The organism is Sodalis ligni (assembly GCF_016865525.2).
Classification (GTDB): Bacteria; Pseudomonadota; Gammaproteobacteria; order Enterobacterales; family Enterobacteriaceae; genus Acerihabitans; species Acerihabitans ligni.
The window spans coordinates 2,504,863-2,520,728 of sequence record NZ_CP075169.1; the positions used below are offsets into that span (position 1 = coordinate 2,504,863).

At 49.7% G+C, this 15,866-nt stretch carries 8 protein-coding genes, 1 tRNA gene and 6 pseudogenes; 3 read left to right on the forward strand and 12 right to left on the reverse strand.

Annotated elements, in window-relative coordinates:
* Window positions 1-282 precede the first annotated feature (282 nt).
* The 6 genes and pseudogenes from GTU79_RS11675 to GTU79_RS30265 form a co-directional block, all read right to left on the reverse strand.
* The gene (locus GTU79_RS11675) at window positions 283-759 is read right to left on the reverse strand and encodes an MFS transporter (RefSeq protein ID WP_338091474.1); all 477 of its coding nucleotides are present in this window, start codon (window positions 757-759) and stop codon (window positions 283-285) included.
* Between the two features lie 122 nt (window positions 760-881).
* Window positions 882-1,508: a TetR/AcrR family transcriptional regulator gene (locus GTU79_RS11680; RefSeq protein WP_203523093.1), complete on the reverse strand. Its 627-nt coding sequence runs from the start codon at window positions 1,506-1,508 to the stop codon at window positions 882-884.
* A 109-nt stretch (window positions 1,509-1,617) separates the two neighbouring features.
* On the reverse strand, window positions 1,618-3,027 hold the full coding sequence (locus GTU79_RS11685; protein ID WP_203521798.1) for an efflux transporter outer membrane subunit: 1,410 nt from the start codon (window positions 3,025-3,027) through the stop codon (window positions 1,618-1,620).
* Window positions 3,020-6,157: an efflux RND transporter permease subunit gene (locus GTU79_RS11690; protein WP_214513955.1), complete on the reverse strand. Its 3,138-nt coding sequence runs from the start codon at window positions 6,155-6,157 to the stop codon at window positions 3,020-3,022. The genes GTU79_RS11685 and GTU79_RS11690 overlap by 8 nt, the downstream gene beginning before the upstream one ends.
* A gap of 10 nt (window positions 6,158-6,167) precedes the next feature.
* The gene (locus tag GTU79_RS11695; protein ID WP_214514136.1) at window positions 6,168-7,301 is read right to left on the reverse strand and encodes an efflux RND transporter periplasmic adaptor subunit; all 1,134 of its coding nucleotides are present in this window, start codon (window positions 7,299-7,301) and stop codon (window positions 6,168-6,170) included.
* Window positions 7,302-8,295: 994 nt separating this feature from the next.
* Window positions 8,296-8,838: pseudogene (locus GTU79_RS30265) on the reverse strand (DDE-type integrase/transposase/recombinase); the annotation flags it as partial.
* Between the two features lie 191 nt (window positions 8,839-9,029).
* Between GTU79_RS30265 and GTU79_RS11705 the strand changes: the two are divergent.
* Window positions 9,030-9,880 (forward strand): annotated as a pseudogene (locus GTU79_RS11705) (IS110 family RNA-guided transposase).
* A gap of 237 nt (window positions 9,881-10,117) precedes the next feature.
* Here GTU79_RS11705 and GTU79_RS11715 read toward each other — a convergent pair.
* Together GTU79_RS11715 and GTU79_RS31805 are read right to left on the reverse strand one after the other, a co-directional pair.
* Window positions 10,118-10,772: pseudogene (locus GTU79_RS11715) on the reverse strand (tyrosine-type recombinase/integrase); the annotation flags it as partial.
* A gap of 31 nt (window positions 10,773-10,803) precedes the next feature.
* Window positions 10,804-10,917, reverse strand: a pseudogene (locus GTU79_RS31805) (Arm DNA-binding domain-containing protein); the annotation flags it as partial.
* A gap of 415 nt (window positions 10,918-11,332) precedes the next feature.
* On the opposite strand from GTU79_RS31805, the gene GTU79_RS11720 reads away from it, so the two are divergent.
* Entirely contained in the window at window positions 11,333-11,626 is a 294-nt protein-coding gene (locus GTU79_RS11720; protein ID WP_203521794.1) for a type II toxin-antitoxin system TacA family antitoxin, read from the forward strand.
* Entirely contained in the window at window positions 11,623-12,111 is a 489-nt protein-coding gene (locus GTU79_RS11725) for a GNAT family N-acetyltransferase (RefSeq protein WP_203521793.1), read from the forward strand. Before GTU79_RS11720 ends, GTU79_RS11725 begins: the two co-directional genes overlap by 4 nt.
* 30 nt (window positions 12,112-12,141) lie before the next feature.
* Here GTU79_RS11725 and GTU79_RS11730 read toward each other — a convergent pair.
* The 4 genes and pseudogenes from GTU79_RS11730 to GTU79_RS11745 all read right to left on the reverse strand — a co-directional run.
* Window positions 12,142-13,083 (reverse strand): annotated as a pseudogene (locus tag GTU79_RS11730) (tyrosine-type recombinase/integrase); the annotation flags it as partial.
* A 161-nt stretch (window positions 13,084-13,244) separates the two neighbouring features.
* Window positions 13,245-13,320: transfer RNA gene (locus GTU79_RS11735), tRNA-Asn, on the reverse strand.
* Between the two features lie 184 nt (window positions 13,321-13,504).
* Window positions 13,505-14,867: pseudogene (locus tag GTU79_RS11740) on the reverse strand (anaerobic C4-dicarboxylate transporter).
* Window positions 14,868-15,098: 231 nt separating this feature from the next.
* Window positions 15,099-15,560: a hypothetical protein gene (locus GTU79_RS11745; protein ID WP_214513958.1), complete on the reverse strand. Its 462-nt coding sequence runs from the start codon at window positions 15,558-15,560 to the stop codon at window positions 15,099-15,101.
* Window positions 15,561-15,866: the final 306 nt, after the last annotated feature.

Below are 15,866 nucleotides of genomic sequence, written 5' to 3' on the forward strand. Positions count from 1 at the left end.
AATAAATAACGCCAATGAAGCTACTACGGAAAAATAATTGCTGAATGTAAAATGCGCTGCTCACCAAATTTGCCGCTCAACCAAGCTCCCGACAGAGAAAATAGTATTAATCCGAGCCCATTGATAGCGAAACAAAGACTAAACGCTTGTGGAGTAAGAGCATAAATTTCTTGTAATACATAGGGGATGCACCGATGTAAGCAAACATGCCCGCCATCATAAAACCCTGAGTCAGGCAGAGGCCGATAAATTGGTGATCTGAGCTGATGAGGGCTAAAGATTTTATAATCCCGGTGGTTTCTCCCCTTTTTCCTTTTTCGACAAGGTCTCTTCAAGCCCGTAAAATGAAACCACTAACAGAATTGCCGAGGCAAGAGAAAGCGTGAGAAACAATCCCTTCCAGTTCATTAAGCCCAATAATGCGCCGCCGATAATCGGGGCAACAATCGGAGCCAGACCGTTGACCACCATCAATACGGCGAAAAAACGGGTTAACTCATTTCCGCTATAGCGATCCCTTGCAATAGCACGGGCAAGTACTGCGCCGCCGGCACCGGCCATTCCCTGTATAAATCGGGCGATAATCAGCTGATAAATATCATGGGCATAGGCACACCAGACCGAGGCCAGTACAAACAGGGCCAATGAAGCCAATAACGGTTTCACCCGGCCCAACCGATCGCTGGCCGGCCCCCAAAATAGCTGCCCGGCACCCAATCCTATCAGCGCGGCGGTTAGCGTGAGCTGCGAAGTCGACATCGATGCGCTTAAAGCTGACGCTATTGACGGCAATGAGGGTAAATAAAAATCGGTGCAAAGGGGACCCATCGCTGTCAGGCCCCCCCAGAATAAGCGCATAATGTATTTTGTTGTTTAGCATGTTAATCCGAACCTGTTTGCATTCTGGCGGGAAACACTTTTGTGAAAATCTGTCGATACAGCTGTTGCAATCCCTCATGCTTATTTTGCCGTTGACGGGTCAATATGCGCAGCATAGTACCCTCACTTAGAACCGCGAGCAGTTCCGCCAATGTGGCGGCTTCGTCATGATTCATCTCGGGATAGATTCGCAGCAACATGGTACAACCTTGCCGGAACACTATGGCATCGGCGTCAATCAGGATTTGAGCAATACGCGGATTGCGGGTCGCTTCCGCCGACACTTCCAACATAAGCGCCTGGTTAATCTGTTCCTCACCGCCCCCCCAAAGACTTTCACTGGCCAAATAACCCGTGATCCGATCCAGATCATTATCGTTATCAAGCATAAATCGCACTCGATGTTTAACGATACGGTGAACTATTTCTTCAATAATCGCTTCTTTGTTGGTGAAATAACGGTATATCTGCCCGACACTCAACCGAGACAATGAAGCAATTTCGGCCATTCCGGCACCATGAAAACCATGCTGCCGAAAGCAGATACGCGCGGCGGCAATGATTTGATCACGTCGCTCGTCGACCCGCTGCTGTTTACCAGGCAAAGAGGGCTTATTTTTCGTTATCATCATTTATGCATCCTTGATCACGGGGCCAAGCAATAAACTCACCGATACGTCGTGTAAAACAATTACCGCCATGGGTTGTGATAGTAACAAACAATGGCGATATCGAGGATTACCCTTTCCAGCCCCCGCCCAGCACTTTGTAGAGGGTTATTTGTTGCTCCAATAATCCTAATTGGGTGTTGATTTGTGACTGCTGCGCCGCATAGAGCGAACGCTGGGCCACCAGGACATTCAGATAGTTATCCACCCCCTGCCGATAACGCATACCCGACGTATCGTAGTTTCGCTGGTTGGCGGCGGTATCCAAGGCGCGGGCGTTTAACTCGTCCTGATAGGTTGCCTGACCGGCCAGAGCATCGGAGACCTCTTTAAACGCCGTTTGAATGGTTTTTTCATAGTTCGCCACCTCAATTTTTTGCTCAGTTTTCGCGATATCCAAATTGGCGCGGTTTACCCCGCCGTCAAAAATAGGTACGCTTAATGTCGGCACAAACGACCAGGCCGCAGTACCGCCTTCAAATAAATGACCGAGGCTGCTGGAGGAGGATCCACCAGCAGTTGTCAGGCTGATGGTGGGGAAAAATGCTGCCCGTGCCGCGCCGATGTTGGCATTGGCCCCTTTTAGGGTATGCTCGGCGGCAATAATATCCGGCCGCCGCGTCAACAGATCGGACGGCAGGCCGGCGGGTGTCGCCGGGAAATGCCAATTCTTATTCAGCCGGGCATGTTCAACCAGCCCGGCGGGTAATTCGGTGCCGACCAGCAAGCGCAGGGCATCGAAATCCTTGCGTACCTGGCGGGTATATTGCGCCACATCGGCCTGGGCGCTGCGCACCGTGGTTTCCGCCTGCGCCAAATCCTGCGAAGTGCTCACGCCGACGTCATAGCTGCGTTTGGTTAAATCATACGAATGTTGCTGGCTGGCGGCGGTCTGTTGAGCCAGTGTCAGCAACTCATTATCCGAACATAATGTCAGGTAGCCCGTCGCCACTTCGGCAATCAGGCTGATTTGTGTCGCCTGCTGGGTCGACTCGGTAGACAGATAGCTTTCCAGTCCCTCGTCGCGCAGGCTGCGCAAGCGGCCGAAGAAATCTATTTCCCACGACGTGATGCCTAGATTGGCATCGTATTGATGATAGGTCACCGGCCCGGTACTCTGGGTGGAGTAGAGATTGCCGGGCAGGTGCTCAGACGTTTGGCTGACATTGGCATCCACCGTGGGCATCAATGCCGCCCTATCAATGTGAAACTGTGCCCGTGCCGTCTCGACATTCAGCGCGGCAATCCGCAAATCTCGGTTATTGACCAATGCCAGCCCAATCAGCTGATTCATGGCCGGATCTGTAAAAAATTTTTTCCAACCCATATCTGTCCCGTTCGCCGCCGCCTGCCCAGGCTGGCCGGTAGCGTCCCATTTAGCGGCCACCGGCATGGCCGGCCGGTGGTAGTCGGGCTGTAGCGTACAGCCTGCCAGCGCCAGAGAAACCATAACCGCCAGCACCTGATAAGATTTATTCATGATTTGTCACCTCGGGTTGCGACGATTTGATGCTTTTTCGGCTAAATAAGTTCACCACAACCACATAGAACATCGGCACAAAGAAAATCGCCAGGAAGGTGGCGGTTAACATACCGCCTACCACCGCGGTACCGATGGAGTGCTGGCTGCCCGAACCGGCACCATGGGAGATAGTTAATGGCAGTACACCCAAAATGAAGGCCATGGAGGTCATGATGATGGGACGGATACGCAGCTTGGCGGCCTCAATGGCAGCCTCGACAATGTCCTTGCCGGCGTTTTCATGCAAATCCTTGGCAAACTCGACAATCAGGATGGCATTTTTCGATGCCAGACCGACCGTAGTCAATAATCCCACCTGGAAGAACACGTCGTTTTCCAATCCACGCATTAATACCGCGCCGATGGTGCCCAGCACGCCGAGGGGAACGACCAGCAATACGGAGAAAGGTATTGACCAGCTTTCATACAAAGCAGCCAGACAGAGGAAAACCACCAATACAGAAATGCTATATAACGCCGGCGTTTGCGAGCCCGATAGCTGCTCTTCGTACGACAGTCCGTGCCACTGGATATTGAAGCCCTTCGGCAACTTCGCAGCAATCTCGTTGACCGCCTTGACCGCGTCGCCTGAGCTTAAACCGCTGGCCGGCGACCCCATTATCTCTACTGCCGACACGCCGTTAAAACGTTCATAACGCGGCGAACCGTAAATCCATTTACCGCTACCAAAAGCCGAGAATGGCACCATCTGGCCGCTGCTGTTGCGGAAATACCACTTGTTCAAGTCTTCCGGTGTCACGCGCGATGAGGCCTTTCCCTGGATATACACCTGTTTTACCCGATCCTCATACATAAACTGATTGATATAGGTGGAGCCCCAGGCGGCAGATAACGTATCGTTGATATCTTCCAGACTCAGACCCAGCGCACGGGCGCGCTCATCATCGATTTGCAGTTGATATTGCGGCTCGTCTTCCATGCCGTTGGGGCGCACCGCCGTCAGGCGTTTGTCCTGTGCACCCAGTTGCAGGAACTGATTACGGGCCGCCATCAGCGCCGCGTGGCCTTTCCCAGCGGCATCCTGTAAATAAAAGTCAAAACCCGTCGCGTTACCCAGCTCCATCACCGCCGGCGGGATCAATGCAAAAGCTTTACCGTCTTTCAACGTCGCAAAATATTGCATGGCGCGGCCAGCCAGCGCCTGGACTGATAGGTTACTGCCGGTGCGCTGGCTCCAATCTTTTAGCTTTACAAAGGCCATGGCGCTATTCTGGCCGCGGCCGGAGAAACTAAAGCCATTGGCGGCAAAGACCGAACTCACCGACTCGGATTCCTTGGTCAACAGGTAGTTTTCCATATCCGCCAATACCTGTTGCGTGCGGGCCGCCGAGGCATTGGCCGGCAGGGTGACCTGCATCATCATGACGCCCTGATCTTCATCCGGTAGAAAGGAATTGGGCACCCGAGTGAACAGATAACCGGTTGCCAGCACGATAACAAGATAGATCAGCATAAAAATTTTACGCCGTGAGATAACTCCACCAACATAGCCGGTGTAATGTAGGGTGCCTGAATCGAATTTGCGGTTAAACCAACCGGATAAACCATGCGATGATCGTTCACCCGAGGATTCTTTGAGTACGGTGGCGCATAAGGCTGGCGTGAAAATCAGCGCCATCAGTACCGACAGCGCCATGGCCGACACGATGGTAATGGAAAACTGGCGATAAATAATCCCGGTAGAGCCGCTGAAAAAAGCCATCGGCACCAGTACCGCGGCCAGCACCAGAGCGATACCGAACAAGGCGCCCTGGATTTGCGCCATGGACTTGATGGTCGCCTCCTTCGGGCTGAGTTTTTCCTCCGACATGACCCGCTCGACGTTTTCTACCACCACAATGGCGTCATCCACCAACAGGCCTATCGCGAGTACCATACCGAACATCGTGAGTGTATTAATGGAGTAGCCAAATGCCGCCAATACGCCAAAGGTTCCCAGCAGTACCACCGGTACCACCATAGTAGTCACCAGAGTGGCGCGCAGATTCTGCAAAAATAGCAGCATTACGCAAAACACCAGCGCGATGGCCTCAAACAACGTTTTCACCACTTCTTCTATAGAAGCGCTGACCACCGGCGAGGTTTCGTAGGGGTATTCCACCTTTACGTTATCCGGCAGCGAGGATTGCAAACCGGCGATGGTGGCCTTTACCCCTTTGGCGGTATCCAGCACATTGGCGCCGCTGGCCAGCCGTAGCGCCATCCCGGAAGAGGGTTTGCCGTCAAAGGTGGATGAAATGCTGTAATCTTCCGGACCCAGATCAATATTGGCGACATCGCGTAAACGCACCTGGGAGCCATCGGTATTCACTTTCAACAGGATATCTTCAAACTGTTTCACGCTTTCCAGACGAGTTTTACCGATAATAGTGGCGCTGATTTTGGCATTCTTTATCGAGGGCAGTCCACCCAGTTTCCCAGAAGAAACCTGGACGTTTTGCTGCGTTATTGCGGTGGTGACGTCGCTGGGGATCAGGGAATATTTATAGAGCTTGGCGGGATCGAGCCAAATACGCATCGCATATTCGGAACCCATCACCATAAAATCCCCCACCCCTTTGGTGCGGGCGACTGGATCCTCCAATTTCGATACCAGCAGATCGGCCAGGTCGGAGTCGCTCAGTTTGCCGTCTTCGGAAATCAGGCTCACCACCATCATAAAATTTGACTGGTATTTAGCCACACGCAGCCATTGGGTGGTTACTTCGGTCGGTAATTGAGACTCGGCCAATGAAACCTTGTTTTGCACCTGCACCTGGGCGATATCCGGATCGGTGCCCTGATCGAAGGTGACGATGATGCTGGCGCTGCCGTCGCTGTTACTTTGCGACTCGATATAGCGTAAATTGTCCAGTCCATTTAGCTGTTGTTCAATAACCTGAACCACGGTCTTTTGGGTGGTTTCCGCGCTGGCACCCGGATAGGTCACGCTGACCGATATCGCAGGCGGTGCAATATTCGGGTACTGGTTAATAGAGAGAGACAGGATGGACAGACCACCTGCCAGCATAACGACAATGGCAATCACCCAGGCAAAAATAGGGCGCTCGATAAAAAACTTCGACATCTTGTTTCCCCTATTGCGCCGACGGATCGTTCATCGAAGAACTGGTGTCGTTGGCAGAAGCAGCGGCGGTCTGATGCTCGTTGGCACTGACTTTTATACCGACCCTCACGCTTTGCAGCCCGTCGGTAATCACCTTTTCGCCAGCCTGTAATCCGCTGGTGACTTGCCACAGACTGTTGGTCATTTCACCGGTGGTAATGGGGCGTTGTTCAACAGTGTTATCCGTTTTCACGGTATAGACATACGGTTTGCCTTTGACATCATGGCTGACCGCTTCCTGCGGGATCAATATGCCCTGTTCCTGAACGCCCTGTTGCAGGATGGCGTGAACAAACATGCCCGGCAGTAATTCATTGTGTGGATTAGGAAAAGAGGCCCGCATCGTCACCGAACCGGTGCCTTCGTCAACTGTCACTTCAGAAAACTCCAATTTACCCTCTTGACCATAAGGGCTGCCGTCTTCAAGCGTCAGTAGCACCGCCGCGGAATTATCCCCTGCCGCTTTCAAATGCCCTTGCGCCAGCGCACGGCGCAGGCGCAATAAATCCTGCGAGGATTCACTGACATCTACATACATCGGGTTCAATTGTTGAATAGTCGTCAGGTAATTGCTTTGCCCGCTGGTCACCAACGCGCCTTCCGTGTATATCGACCGGCCGATATGACCGGAAATCGGCGCTCTGACCTGGGTATAATTGAGATTAACCCTTGCGGTTTCCAAATCAGCCGCGGCCTCTTTGGCGGAAGCGACAGCATCATCATAGACCTGGCCGCTGACGGCGTGGGCTTCCGACAGCGGTTTATAACGCTTAACCAAAGCATTGGCGTTTGTTAACGTCGCCTGCGCCTTATCGTAAGCGGCCTGATAAGTGGCCGGGTCGATTTGATACAGCGGCTGGCCTGCCGTCACTTCGGAACCTTCGGTAAAAAGCCGCTTCAGAATAATTCCATCCACTTGTGGTCGACCCTCCGCTCCTCGTACCGCAGTGGTCCTGCCCGGCAGGCTGGTGGTCAACGTTACCGGCTGGGTATGCAATGTGACAATGCTGACTTGCGGTATCGAAGCCATTTGTGTGGTATGGGAAGAAGACCCATCACAAGCAGTAACCAAAAACAAGCTTATAATCAGTAATTTATGGCGCATCATTAATTTACTCTTGCAATTTGAGAACAATCATTCTCATGAGAAATTTATTTTACTCGACCAGCTCACATAAAAAGTAAGTGTTACGTTAAAATAATTTCAAATTAAATAGCCGGAATCTAGAGATATTAATGATTATTAGAAGGATTTAGTCATGCAAATAAGAAATTCAATCAAGTAAACAAATTAGCTTAATAGGCAGATATTCCTGAATTTAGTCGGCCGGTGATGACAAAAGTCATCCTCATTCTGGACATATTTTTCAATGTATTGAAATATAAAGTTTCAATTCAAAAGATATCTGTAAACTATGAGGTAAAGATTAAGTTGTCATTGCGTAAAGAATACGAAATCAGCATGATATTTTCTTCTGTCTAACTTATGATCTACCTGCACCAAGTAGCTTTTCAGGCCTATCCTTAGTCTGAGCCCGTCCAATTCCGAACGGGTATTCTTTCAGCACTGAGCTTACTTATTTCATACCTCTATATTAGATGGGCACTCTTAATTTTAAAAAATCGGTGTAATCGGGGCAATGTGATGTTGTTGATATGGCCACTAAATTAACTAATTAAAATGGTTATTTCGAATAAAGAACGTCACGTTAATTTGTGTATCTAACGAAACATTGTTCTAAGAATATCAGTGAGGGTGTGATTATAATGATCAAAATGCCATAATTCGGGTAACAAACAACATTTACATCGATAAAAATAATATCATACTGCCCATTTTATTAACATGTAGATTAACATTAGCTATATAACGATAATATTACCGATCATGTTTTATCCGTTTAAGATATCCGCCATAACTATTCTTAACCGGTGTAAGTGTCCAGAAAATATCATGTTCTCCAGTAAGAATGGACAGAATGCTAAACAATATTCTTTAACTCATAATGTTAAGATCTTGTCAAATATCGGTATTATTTTAATGATAACGGTGCTACTCTTATTTGAGCACAAGCTAATCGGGAACATTTATTTCCTTACGCCCATCTATCCAGCGCTTTTGAGATAAATTCGCTGCCATTGTCTGCCTGGATCCTTATCGGCACACGATTATGCATCAATCTCAGGCACTTCATCACCGCCATCACATCCTTGCCCTCGAGCGACTGGCCGGCATGGATTGCCAGGCATTCCCGACTAAAATTATCGCTCACAGTTAATGCCCGAAACCGGCGCCCATTAAACACATTATCAGTACCGAAATCCATGCTCCAGCATTGATCCGGATTTGACAGCAACGGCCATTCAACCAGGTGTGCCGCACTCACATGGCGACGGGGGCGATTACGCCGTAGATTCAGTACTTCCTGGCAATAAATACGATGCGTTTTTTTATGATTAATGACCCAGCCTTCGCACCTCGGCTGGATATGTATGCGCTGGCAGCCATATCGGATGCGGGTTTCCACTATTTCTCGGATGCGCATCGTTACCGCGCGATCGTCACGACACGAATGATAGTTATAAACCGTGCGACTTATTATCGCCAGCCGACAGAACAGCCTCACTCCCATTTGATATGCGTCTTGCAAAATACGACTATTTCGCGCTTTTAGCAGGCCTTAAAACTAATGGAATGGTACCCCCACCCAGCTTACTAAAATTGAACTTGCTGTCAGACCTTATTTTGGAGGTGTGTTATGTCACGAACAAAAGTACAGTCCCTGAGCAGAATGGGTATTGATACCGGTAAAATACGTTTCATGTAATCGATATGGACGATAAAGGAAACATCCTGATTAGGCGATGTTTTGCCCGCGATAAATTGATTGAGTATTCAGCCCATTTTCCCCAGACAACGATTGGAATGGAAGCTTGCCCGGGCTGCCATTGGCTGGTTAGAAAGGCTAAATTATTTGGACATACACCCTGCATCGTCCCGGCACAATTTGTAAAACCTTTCGTTAAATCAAACAAGAATGACCTGATTGATGCTGAAGCAATAGCCGAAGCCATTTCTCGCCCAACTATGCGAACAGTGATACCAAAAACACTGGCACAACTTGATCTACAGGCTTTACATCGGATCAGAGAACACATTTTATCTCATAAAACAGCGGTGGTTAATCAGGCCAGGGCATTTCTCCTGGAATATGGACTGACGATCCACTTTGGGATTGCGAAATTTACACATGATATGCCTTTACTGTTATCTGACGGGCAAAACGAGTTGAGTCCATCAATGAGAAATATCCTGACTGATCTCTGGCAGGAATACCGTTCTCTTGAGCAAAAGCTGTCGCACTTACGTCACCAGATTGAGTCTATCGCTGGTGCAGATGGAACCGCTAAAAGGCTGACGTCTATTCCCGGCGTAGGGAAACTGACCGCGACAGCGATGACGGTGTTTGTCGGTAATGGTCAACAGTTTAAATCAGGCCGCAATTTAGCTGCCTGGTGAGGCTTGTACCCCGCGAATATTCAACAAGAGACAAGCAGCGGTTATTAGGTATGAGTAAACGTGGCAATGCATACCTGAGAAAACTGCTTATTCACGGTGCCTGGACGTGTGTTCTGCATTTGAATAGAACAACAAATTTTCCTGATGGCGAATTCATTAGATAATCTCCTTTATGATCAAAAATTTTCTGACGTGATTTGATTATTTAAATAGTCAATCTACTATTTTCTTTGTGTACAGTGATGAACGCTAGAATAGCTGCTATACCCAGTGAGGAACCAATATCGCCAGGAAAAACTGATGGTAACCTGAGCAAAGCGATGGCAAATTGTTCAGAAAGTAAAAAGACAGATCCTTTCATCACAATCTACTTTTGAACATCGGATTATTATCTTGATATTTCAAACAATTGTATGCTGCCGGGCATAAATATATGGCGCAACGTATCCCTCGCGGTTAACGTCCAGATAATCCGACCACCATTGCGTCATCTCCATCCGGGCTTCCAGATGCTCCGCTTTGTGCACATAGGCCGCCCGTACGCCGTTGCGCTCCTTATGGCTCATCTGTCGCTCAATGGCGTTCTTAGACCATAGCCATGACTCGTTTAGGGCACTATAGGCCATCGTTCTGAAACCGTGGCCACAGACTTCGATTTTAGTGTCATAGCCAATCACACGTAACGCTTTATTTATGGTGTTTTCACTCATCGGTTTGTCCAGACCACGCACACCCGGAAAAATGAATACTGATTCGCCGGAAATCTCCTGAATCTGTTTCACCAGGTCGACCGCCTGCCGGGACAGAGGTACCAGATGCTCGTCCTTCATCTTTGCGCCCCGCTCTGAAAATCTCACGCCCTTTACGGCTTCGCGTTGCGCGGGCACGGTCCAGATATGTGCTTTCAGGTCGAACTCTTCCCAGTGGGCGAAGCGTAACTCACTTGAGCGCAAAAAGACGTGCAGATTCAATTCCAGCGCCAGACGGATCAACGTATGGCCTTTGTAGTTATATAAGTTCCTCAGCAATTCGGGTAGGGGCCAAAGGCCAGCCGGGATTCTTTGCCACCGAAGCTGTAGCGGAAATACCACAGGCGCGAGCCGCTGGTTGATACCAGCAGATACAGGCCGTGAGCATCGGTGATTTTGTAGGATTTTACGAAGGTTTTTGCAGCGCGGATTTTGCTGTCAGTCAGAGCCATGTGAGGGTCACTCCATTCGTCGAACTGAATGACCCGCAATTTGACCCCATATTTTCCGGATACCTAGGGATAAATCAAAACGTATCGGAAAGGGTTTCTATGCCAACTTATAGAATTACAATAGCATAGGGATTCATAAGAAAGCATAAAAAAGAAGAAGTGGTGCCCGGACTCGGGGTCATTCAGTTTTCTATTAAGTTGAAATTCATCATAAATTTTATCCCCGCCGGTTGTCAAGACCCGCAGATTGACCCGTATTTTTGCTTGTAGATCATAAGCGTGGGTAGGCAGTTTGGAAATAAGTCCGGTTCGTTCCTCTGGTTCGATTCCCCATGCTTTCTGTAAATCGTAATGACATTAGCGTTACGAATGCTGTATGATTTATCTCCAAAGATATACACAGGAGCATGACATTATGCCAGCGACGAACGGCGTTTCCGTCAAACGACAAACATTGAATTTACGCATCAAACCCGCCGAGCGCGATCTTATCGATCGTGCGGCGAAGGCTAAAGGGAAAAACCGTACTGACTTTGTACTGGAGGCCGCGCACGCTGCGGCAGAGGACGTGCTGATCGAGCAGCGCATCATCATGGCGGACCCGGACGCCTATCAGGAATTTCTTGTCCGTCTGGATCAAGCTCCTGCACCCAACGCCGCGCTGCGTAAAACCATGCAAACGCCCGCGCCGTGGGAACAGAAAAAGTGATCTTGGCCCCTGAGCCCCTTCACGTCGGGCATATTCTCTCCTCATTTTGTTGCGGCGTGGATTCTATGGACAACTGGCTAAAACAGAGGGCGATGAAAAATCAGCTAACCGGCGCATCCCGGACGTTCGTCTGCTGCGACGACTTGAAGGTGATGGCGTATTACTCGTTGGCGTCAAGCGCGGTGATGACAACTGCCGCGCCTGGACGCTTTCGCCGTAATATGCCTGATCCAATCCCGGTGGTAGTGCTAGGCCGTTTGGCGGTAGATACATCATTGCACGGTCAGGGCGTCGGGCGGGCACTGGTGCGGGATGCCGGACTACGGGTGATTCAGGTGGCGGAAACCATCGGTATTCGCGGGGTGTTGGTTCATGCGCTGTCTACAGAGGCGCGGGAATTTTACCTGAGGGTCGGGTTTGAACCTTCGCCGATTGACCCGATGATGCTGATGGTGACGTTGGGGGACTTGGTGGAGAGCGTTTGAACGATATGTTCCTGCCGCACTGTATTGAGCGTTCTCGGTAGTATAGAGAAGCAATGTAGTCCCCCCTGAGATTTCCTGTATCTGCCTCAGAATAGCAACAGCCTGTCGGGACAGCGGCACGATATGTGGTGTCCGCATTTTCGCTCCACGCCCGGAATAACGGACACCGGCAATGGTGTCGCGGGTGGAAGGGAGCGTCCAGATTCCGTTTCTGAAATCAATCTCGCGCCAACGGGCGAAACGCAGTTCGCTGGAACGGATAAATAGGTGCAGGGTGAGCATCACAGCGAGTCGGGTAAGCGTCCGTCCCGACATATAGCCGTCAATGCGCGCCAGCAGTTCCGGCAGACGCTCCAGCGGCAGGGCAGGATAGTGGTGTTTAACGGGCGGAGCCGTCACTCCTTCCAGATTCAGCGCCGGGTTGTGTTCCACCAGTCCTTGCTGCACTGCGTAACGTATGATGCTGCATAGGTGCTGTCGGGTGCGGGACGCGACTTCCAGCAGTCCCTTTTCCTCAATCCCTTTCAGCAGAGCGGTGAAATGTCGTGTTTTCAGTTCCGTTACCGGCAGATGCCCAATCACCGGGAAAATATGATTGTTCATGCTGGCAAGCAGGCGGTCGGCGTGGTTCTCCGACCAAGCTTTATTGCTTTTATGCCAGCCCAGTGCCACGGCTTTAAAATACGTTTTCGGTGAACAGATGGATTTTTCCGCGACACGCACTTGAGCCGGGTTGATATTCTGCGTCAACAATTTTCGGATGCCGTCACGCTGTAGACGGGCGTCGGCAAGGGATACCAGCGGATAAGCGCCTAAACTGAGACGGGATTCTTTGCCATTAATACGATACTTGAGATACCAGAGACGGGAACCACCGAGATTGACCAACAAATACAACCCGTGTGAATCGGACAGTTTGAAAGGTTTTTGTAGGAGTTTAATGCTGCGGATTTTCGTGTCGTTAAGAGACATATGGGGGTCACTCCATAATCGAACCAACCTGACCCCAAATCTGACCACCAATTTTTCCCGATGCAAAGGGAAAACTGAAAATGCATCGGGAAGATTTTTCACGCTAACTTATTGAATCTGAATCACATAAGGATTCGTAAAGAGGCATGAAAACATGAAATTGGCTCCTCTGACTGGACTCGAACCAGTGACATACGGATTAACAGTCCGCCGTTCTACCGACTGAACTACAGAGGAATTGCAAAGTGGTTGGCATGATAGCGGGGGACCGGGTTCATGTCAAAGGGGGGAAGGGCGAAAAATCACTGTTTGCTCATAGATTGCGCATCTGACGGACAATATTGACATTTTAACCCGGTCCGGTTCAGCGGCGCCGGTTTTTAAGGTCCGGCTACCGCCAAATCGCCTTTAGAAACGCTGTTTACAAGAACCCGTAAGCCCATGCCAGCACCCAGCCCAGAACGCTGGAAACCCCGACGCCGATCAGGCCGACCATGATAAAACTATGGTTGATAACAAAACGCCCGATATGCGTGGTGCCGGAGCGGTCGAACTGGATAGCCGCCAGATCGCTGGGGTAGGTGGGCAATATGTAATAACCGTAGCAGGCCGGGGCCGAGGCCACGATATAGGCCGGGTCGACGCCGATGGCCAGCGCCACCGGTACGATGGCCGCCAGGGCCGCCGCCTGGGAATTGACGAACTTGGACACCACCAGCAGCGCCAGGGCATAGGCCCAGGGATGGACCTTGATGATGGCGCCGAGGCTGGCTTCGATTTCCTTGAGGTGCGCGCCGAAGATGGTTTCCGCCATCCAGGCGATACCGTATACCGCCACGATGGCAATCATGCCGGAACGGAATACCTCATTCTTGGAAATTTCCGCCGGATTGGTTTTGGTGATTATCACTATCAGTGCGCCGGAGAACAGCATACACATCTGGATCACCAGCACCATGGATAGCGGCTGACCATTGAATACCGGCCGCAATATCGTTACCGCCCCCAATATCGCCACCACGGCAATGGTGGCCAGGAAAATCCACATGGCAATCCAGTTGCGGCGTGGCAGTTTACGATCCAGCAGCGTGGCGGTATCGCCATAGACATACTTGTGATTTTCCGGGACCGAAATGAATTTTTGAAACTCTTCGTCGTCGTCTAGATCCTTGCCGCGAAACCAGCTGAAAATGCCGATGGCCAGGATACCGCACAGGGTGGAGGGAATGGTGATGGCCAGCAGGTCGAGGAAATCCAGATGCTTGCCGTTAAAGGTGACATTGCCCAGCATGGCCACCAGCGAGACCACCGCCACGGACACCGGACTGGCGATAATGCCCATTTGCGCGCCGATGGAGCTGGCGGCCATGGGCCGTTCCGGCCGGATGTTATTTTTGATGGCCACATCATAGATAATCGGCAAAATGGTATACACCACATGGCCGGTACCGCAGAGGATGGTCAATATGCAGGTGACGAACGGCGCTACAATAGAGACATATTTTGGGTTGCGCCGGAGCATCCGTTCGGCAATTTGCAGCATGACGTCTAAGCCGCCGGATGCTTGCAAGGTTGCGGAGGCCGCCACCACGGCGATAATCACCAGCATGACGTCTACCGGGGTTTCCCGGTTCGAGATGGAATACAAATACCAGAATGACAAGACCTATGCCTCCTAGCAAACCCAGCGCAATGCCGCCCTTCCTCGCGCCATATAACAGGCAGACCAGGATTACAGCCAGTTGAATGAAAAATCCATAGGTTCCTCTGAAATAAATTGACATGACTTAAAGCGCTAATATCGTCCTGATAAAGGGACAAATATTGCGTGAAATCTAAGAAACCCTTCATTTCGTAAGAATTTTATCATTGCGAGAGTTGCGTCACATTCGTTCGGGAAATTTTGGAGGCGAAATCAGAAAAAACGGAAAATGCAAATAAAAATTTTAGAAAATACTTATGAAGTATTCTGTAAACCTGGCGTTATAAGCGTGCCGAATTATCAGCGGCCAATATCAGCTGAATGGCCGCAGGTCATTTCGCGATAAATTGCATCTTCTCTTGAGATGAATAACCAGCAGATCGTTGTCCATTCCCGTGGTATCGCTTTCCAGATAGGATTCCTGGGCTATTCTTAAGGCATTGCTCTGGTTGACGATTTTATGACAAAGATCTTTATCCAAACCTTGATCGGTTAATTCCTTCATGGCGGAATAATAATGAAAATTGTTAATATCTTCCGGAGCACGAACGGCGTTGTAAGCCAGGCTATAGGCGAAATTATATTTGAATACCGCCAGGAATCGTTGGATGTTTTTCAGGCTGATATTTTGATATGTCAAATCACATTGACTCAGGGAACAGCGAGCCGAGTGATAAAAGCTCATAAGACCGTCATAGATTTCACAACACAGACCGTAATCTTCCCAGTCCAGAGGATTTTCGATGATGCTTTTAAGCAGAAATTTTATTTTCAATTCCTGTAATGTCTTATGATAGCCTTCAAGGAATACAATATAACCAGGATGTTTTACCAAGGGTTCTATTTTTTCAGCATCGATTCAGTGATGTTATGCAGGCCAAGGGCATGGCAGTGTTGCTCCAGTTTGATGGCGGACGGCTCGGTATTAAACGGATGTTGAACCTTTATTCTGTCTATACAATCCAGCTCCCGGCACAAAACCTCTACTTTTTATGTAAATCCAAAGGGACTTTAAGAATTTCGTTATTACATTTTTCATGGAAAATCCATTGAAAAACTTTTCCGTACATACATAAATCAT

What these genes read in the sequence shown, in the direction of transcription:
- GTU79_RS11675 (WP_338091474.1), bottom strand. Translation starts at nt 759, where the DNA reads ATGTCGACTTCGCAGCTCACGCTAACCGCCGCGCTGATAGGATTGGGT.
- GTU79_RS11680 (WP_203523093.1), bottom strand. Translation starts at nt 1,508, where the DNA reads ATGATAACGAAAAATAAGCCCTCTTTGCCTGGTAAACAGCAGCGGGTC.
- GTU79_RS11685 (WP_203521798.1), bottom strand. Translation starts at nt 3,027, where the DNA reads ATGAATAAATCTTATCAGGTGCTGGCGGTTATGGTTTCTCTGGCGCTG.
- GTU79_RS11690 (WP_214513955.1), bottom strand. Translation starts at nt 6,157, where the DNA reads ATGTCGAAGTTTTTTATCGAGCGCCCTATTTTTGCCTGGGTGATTGCC.
- GTU79_RS11695 (WP_214514136.1), bottom strand. Translation starts at nt 7,301, where the DNA reads ATGCGCCATAAATTACTGATTATAAGCTTGTTTTTGGTTACTGCTTGT.
- GTU79_RS11720 (WP_203521794.1), top strand. Translation starts at nt 11,333, where the DNA reads ATGCCAGCGACGAACGGCGTTTCCGTCAAACGACAAACATTGAATTTA.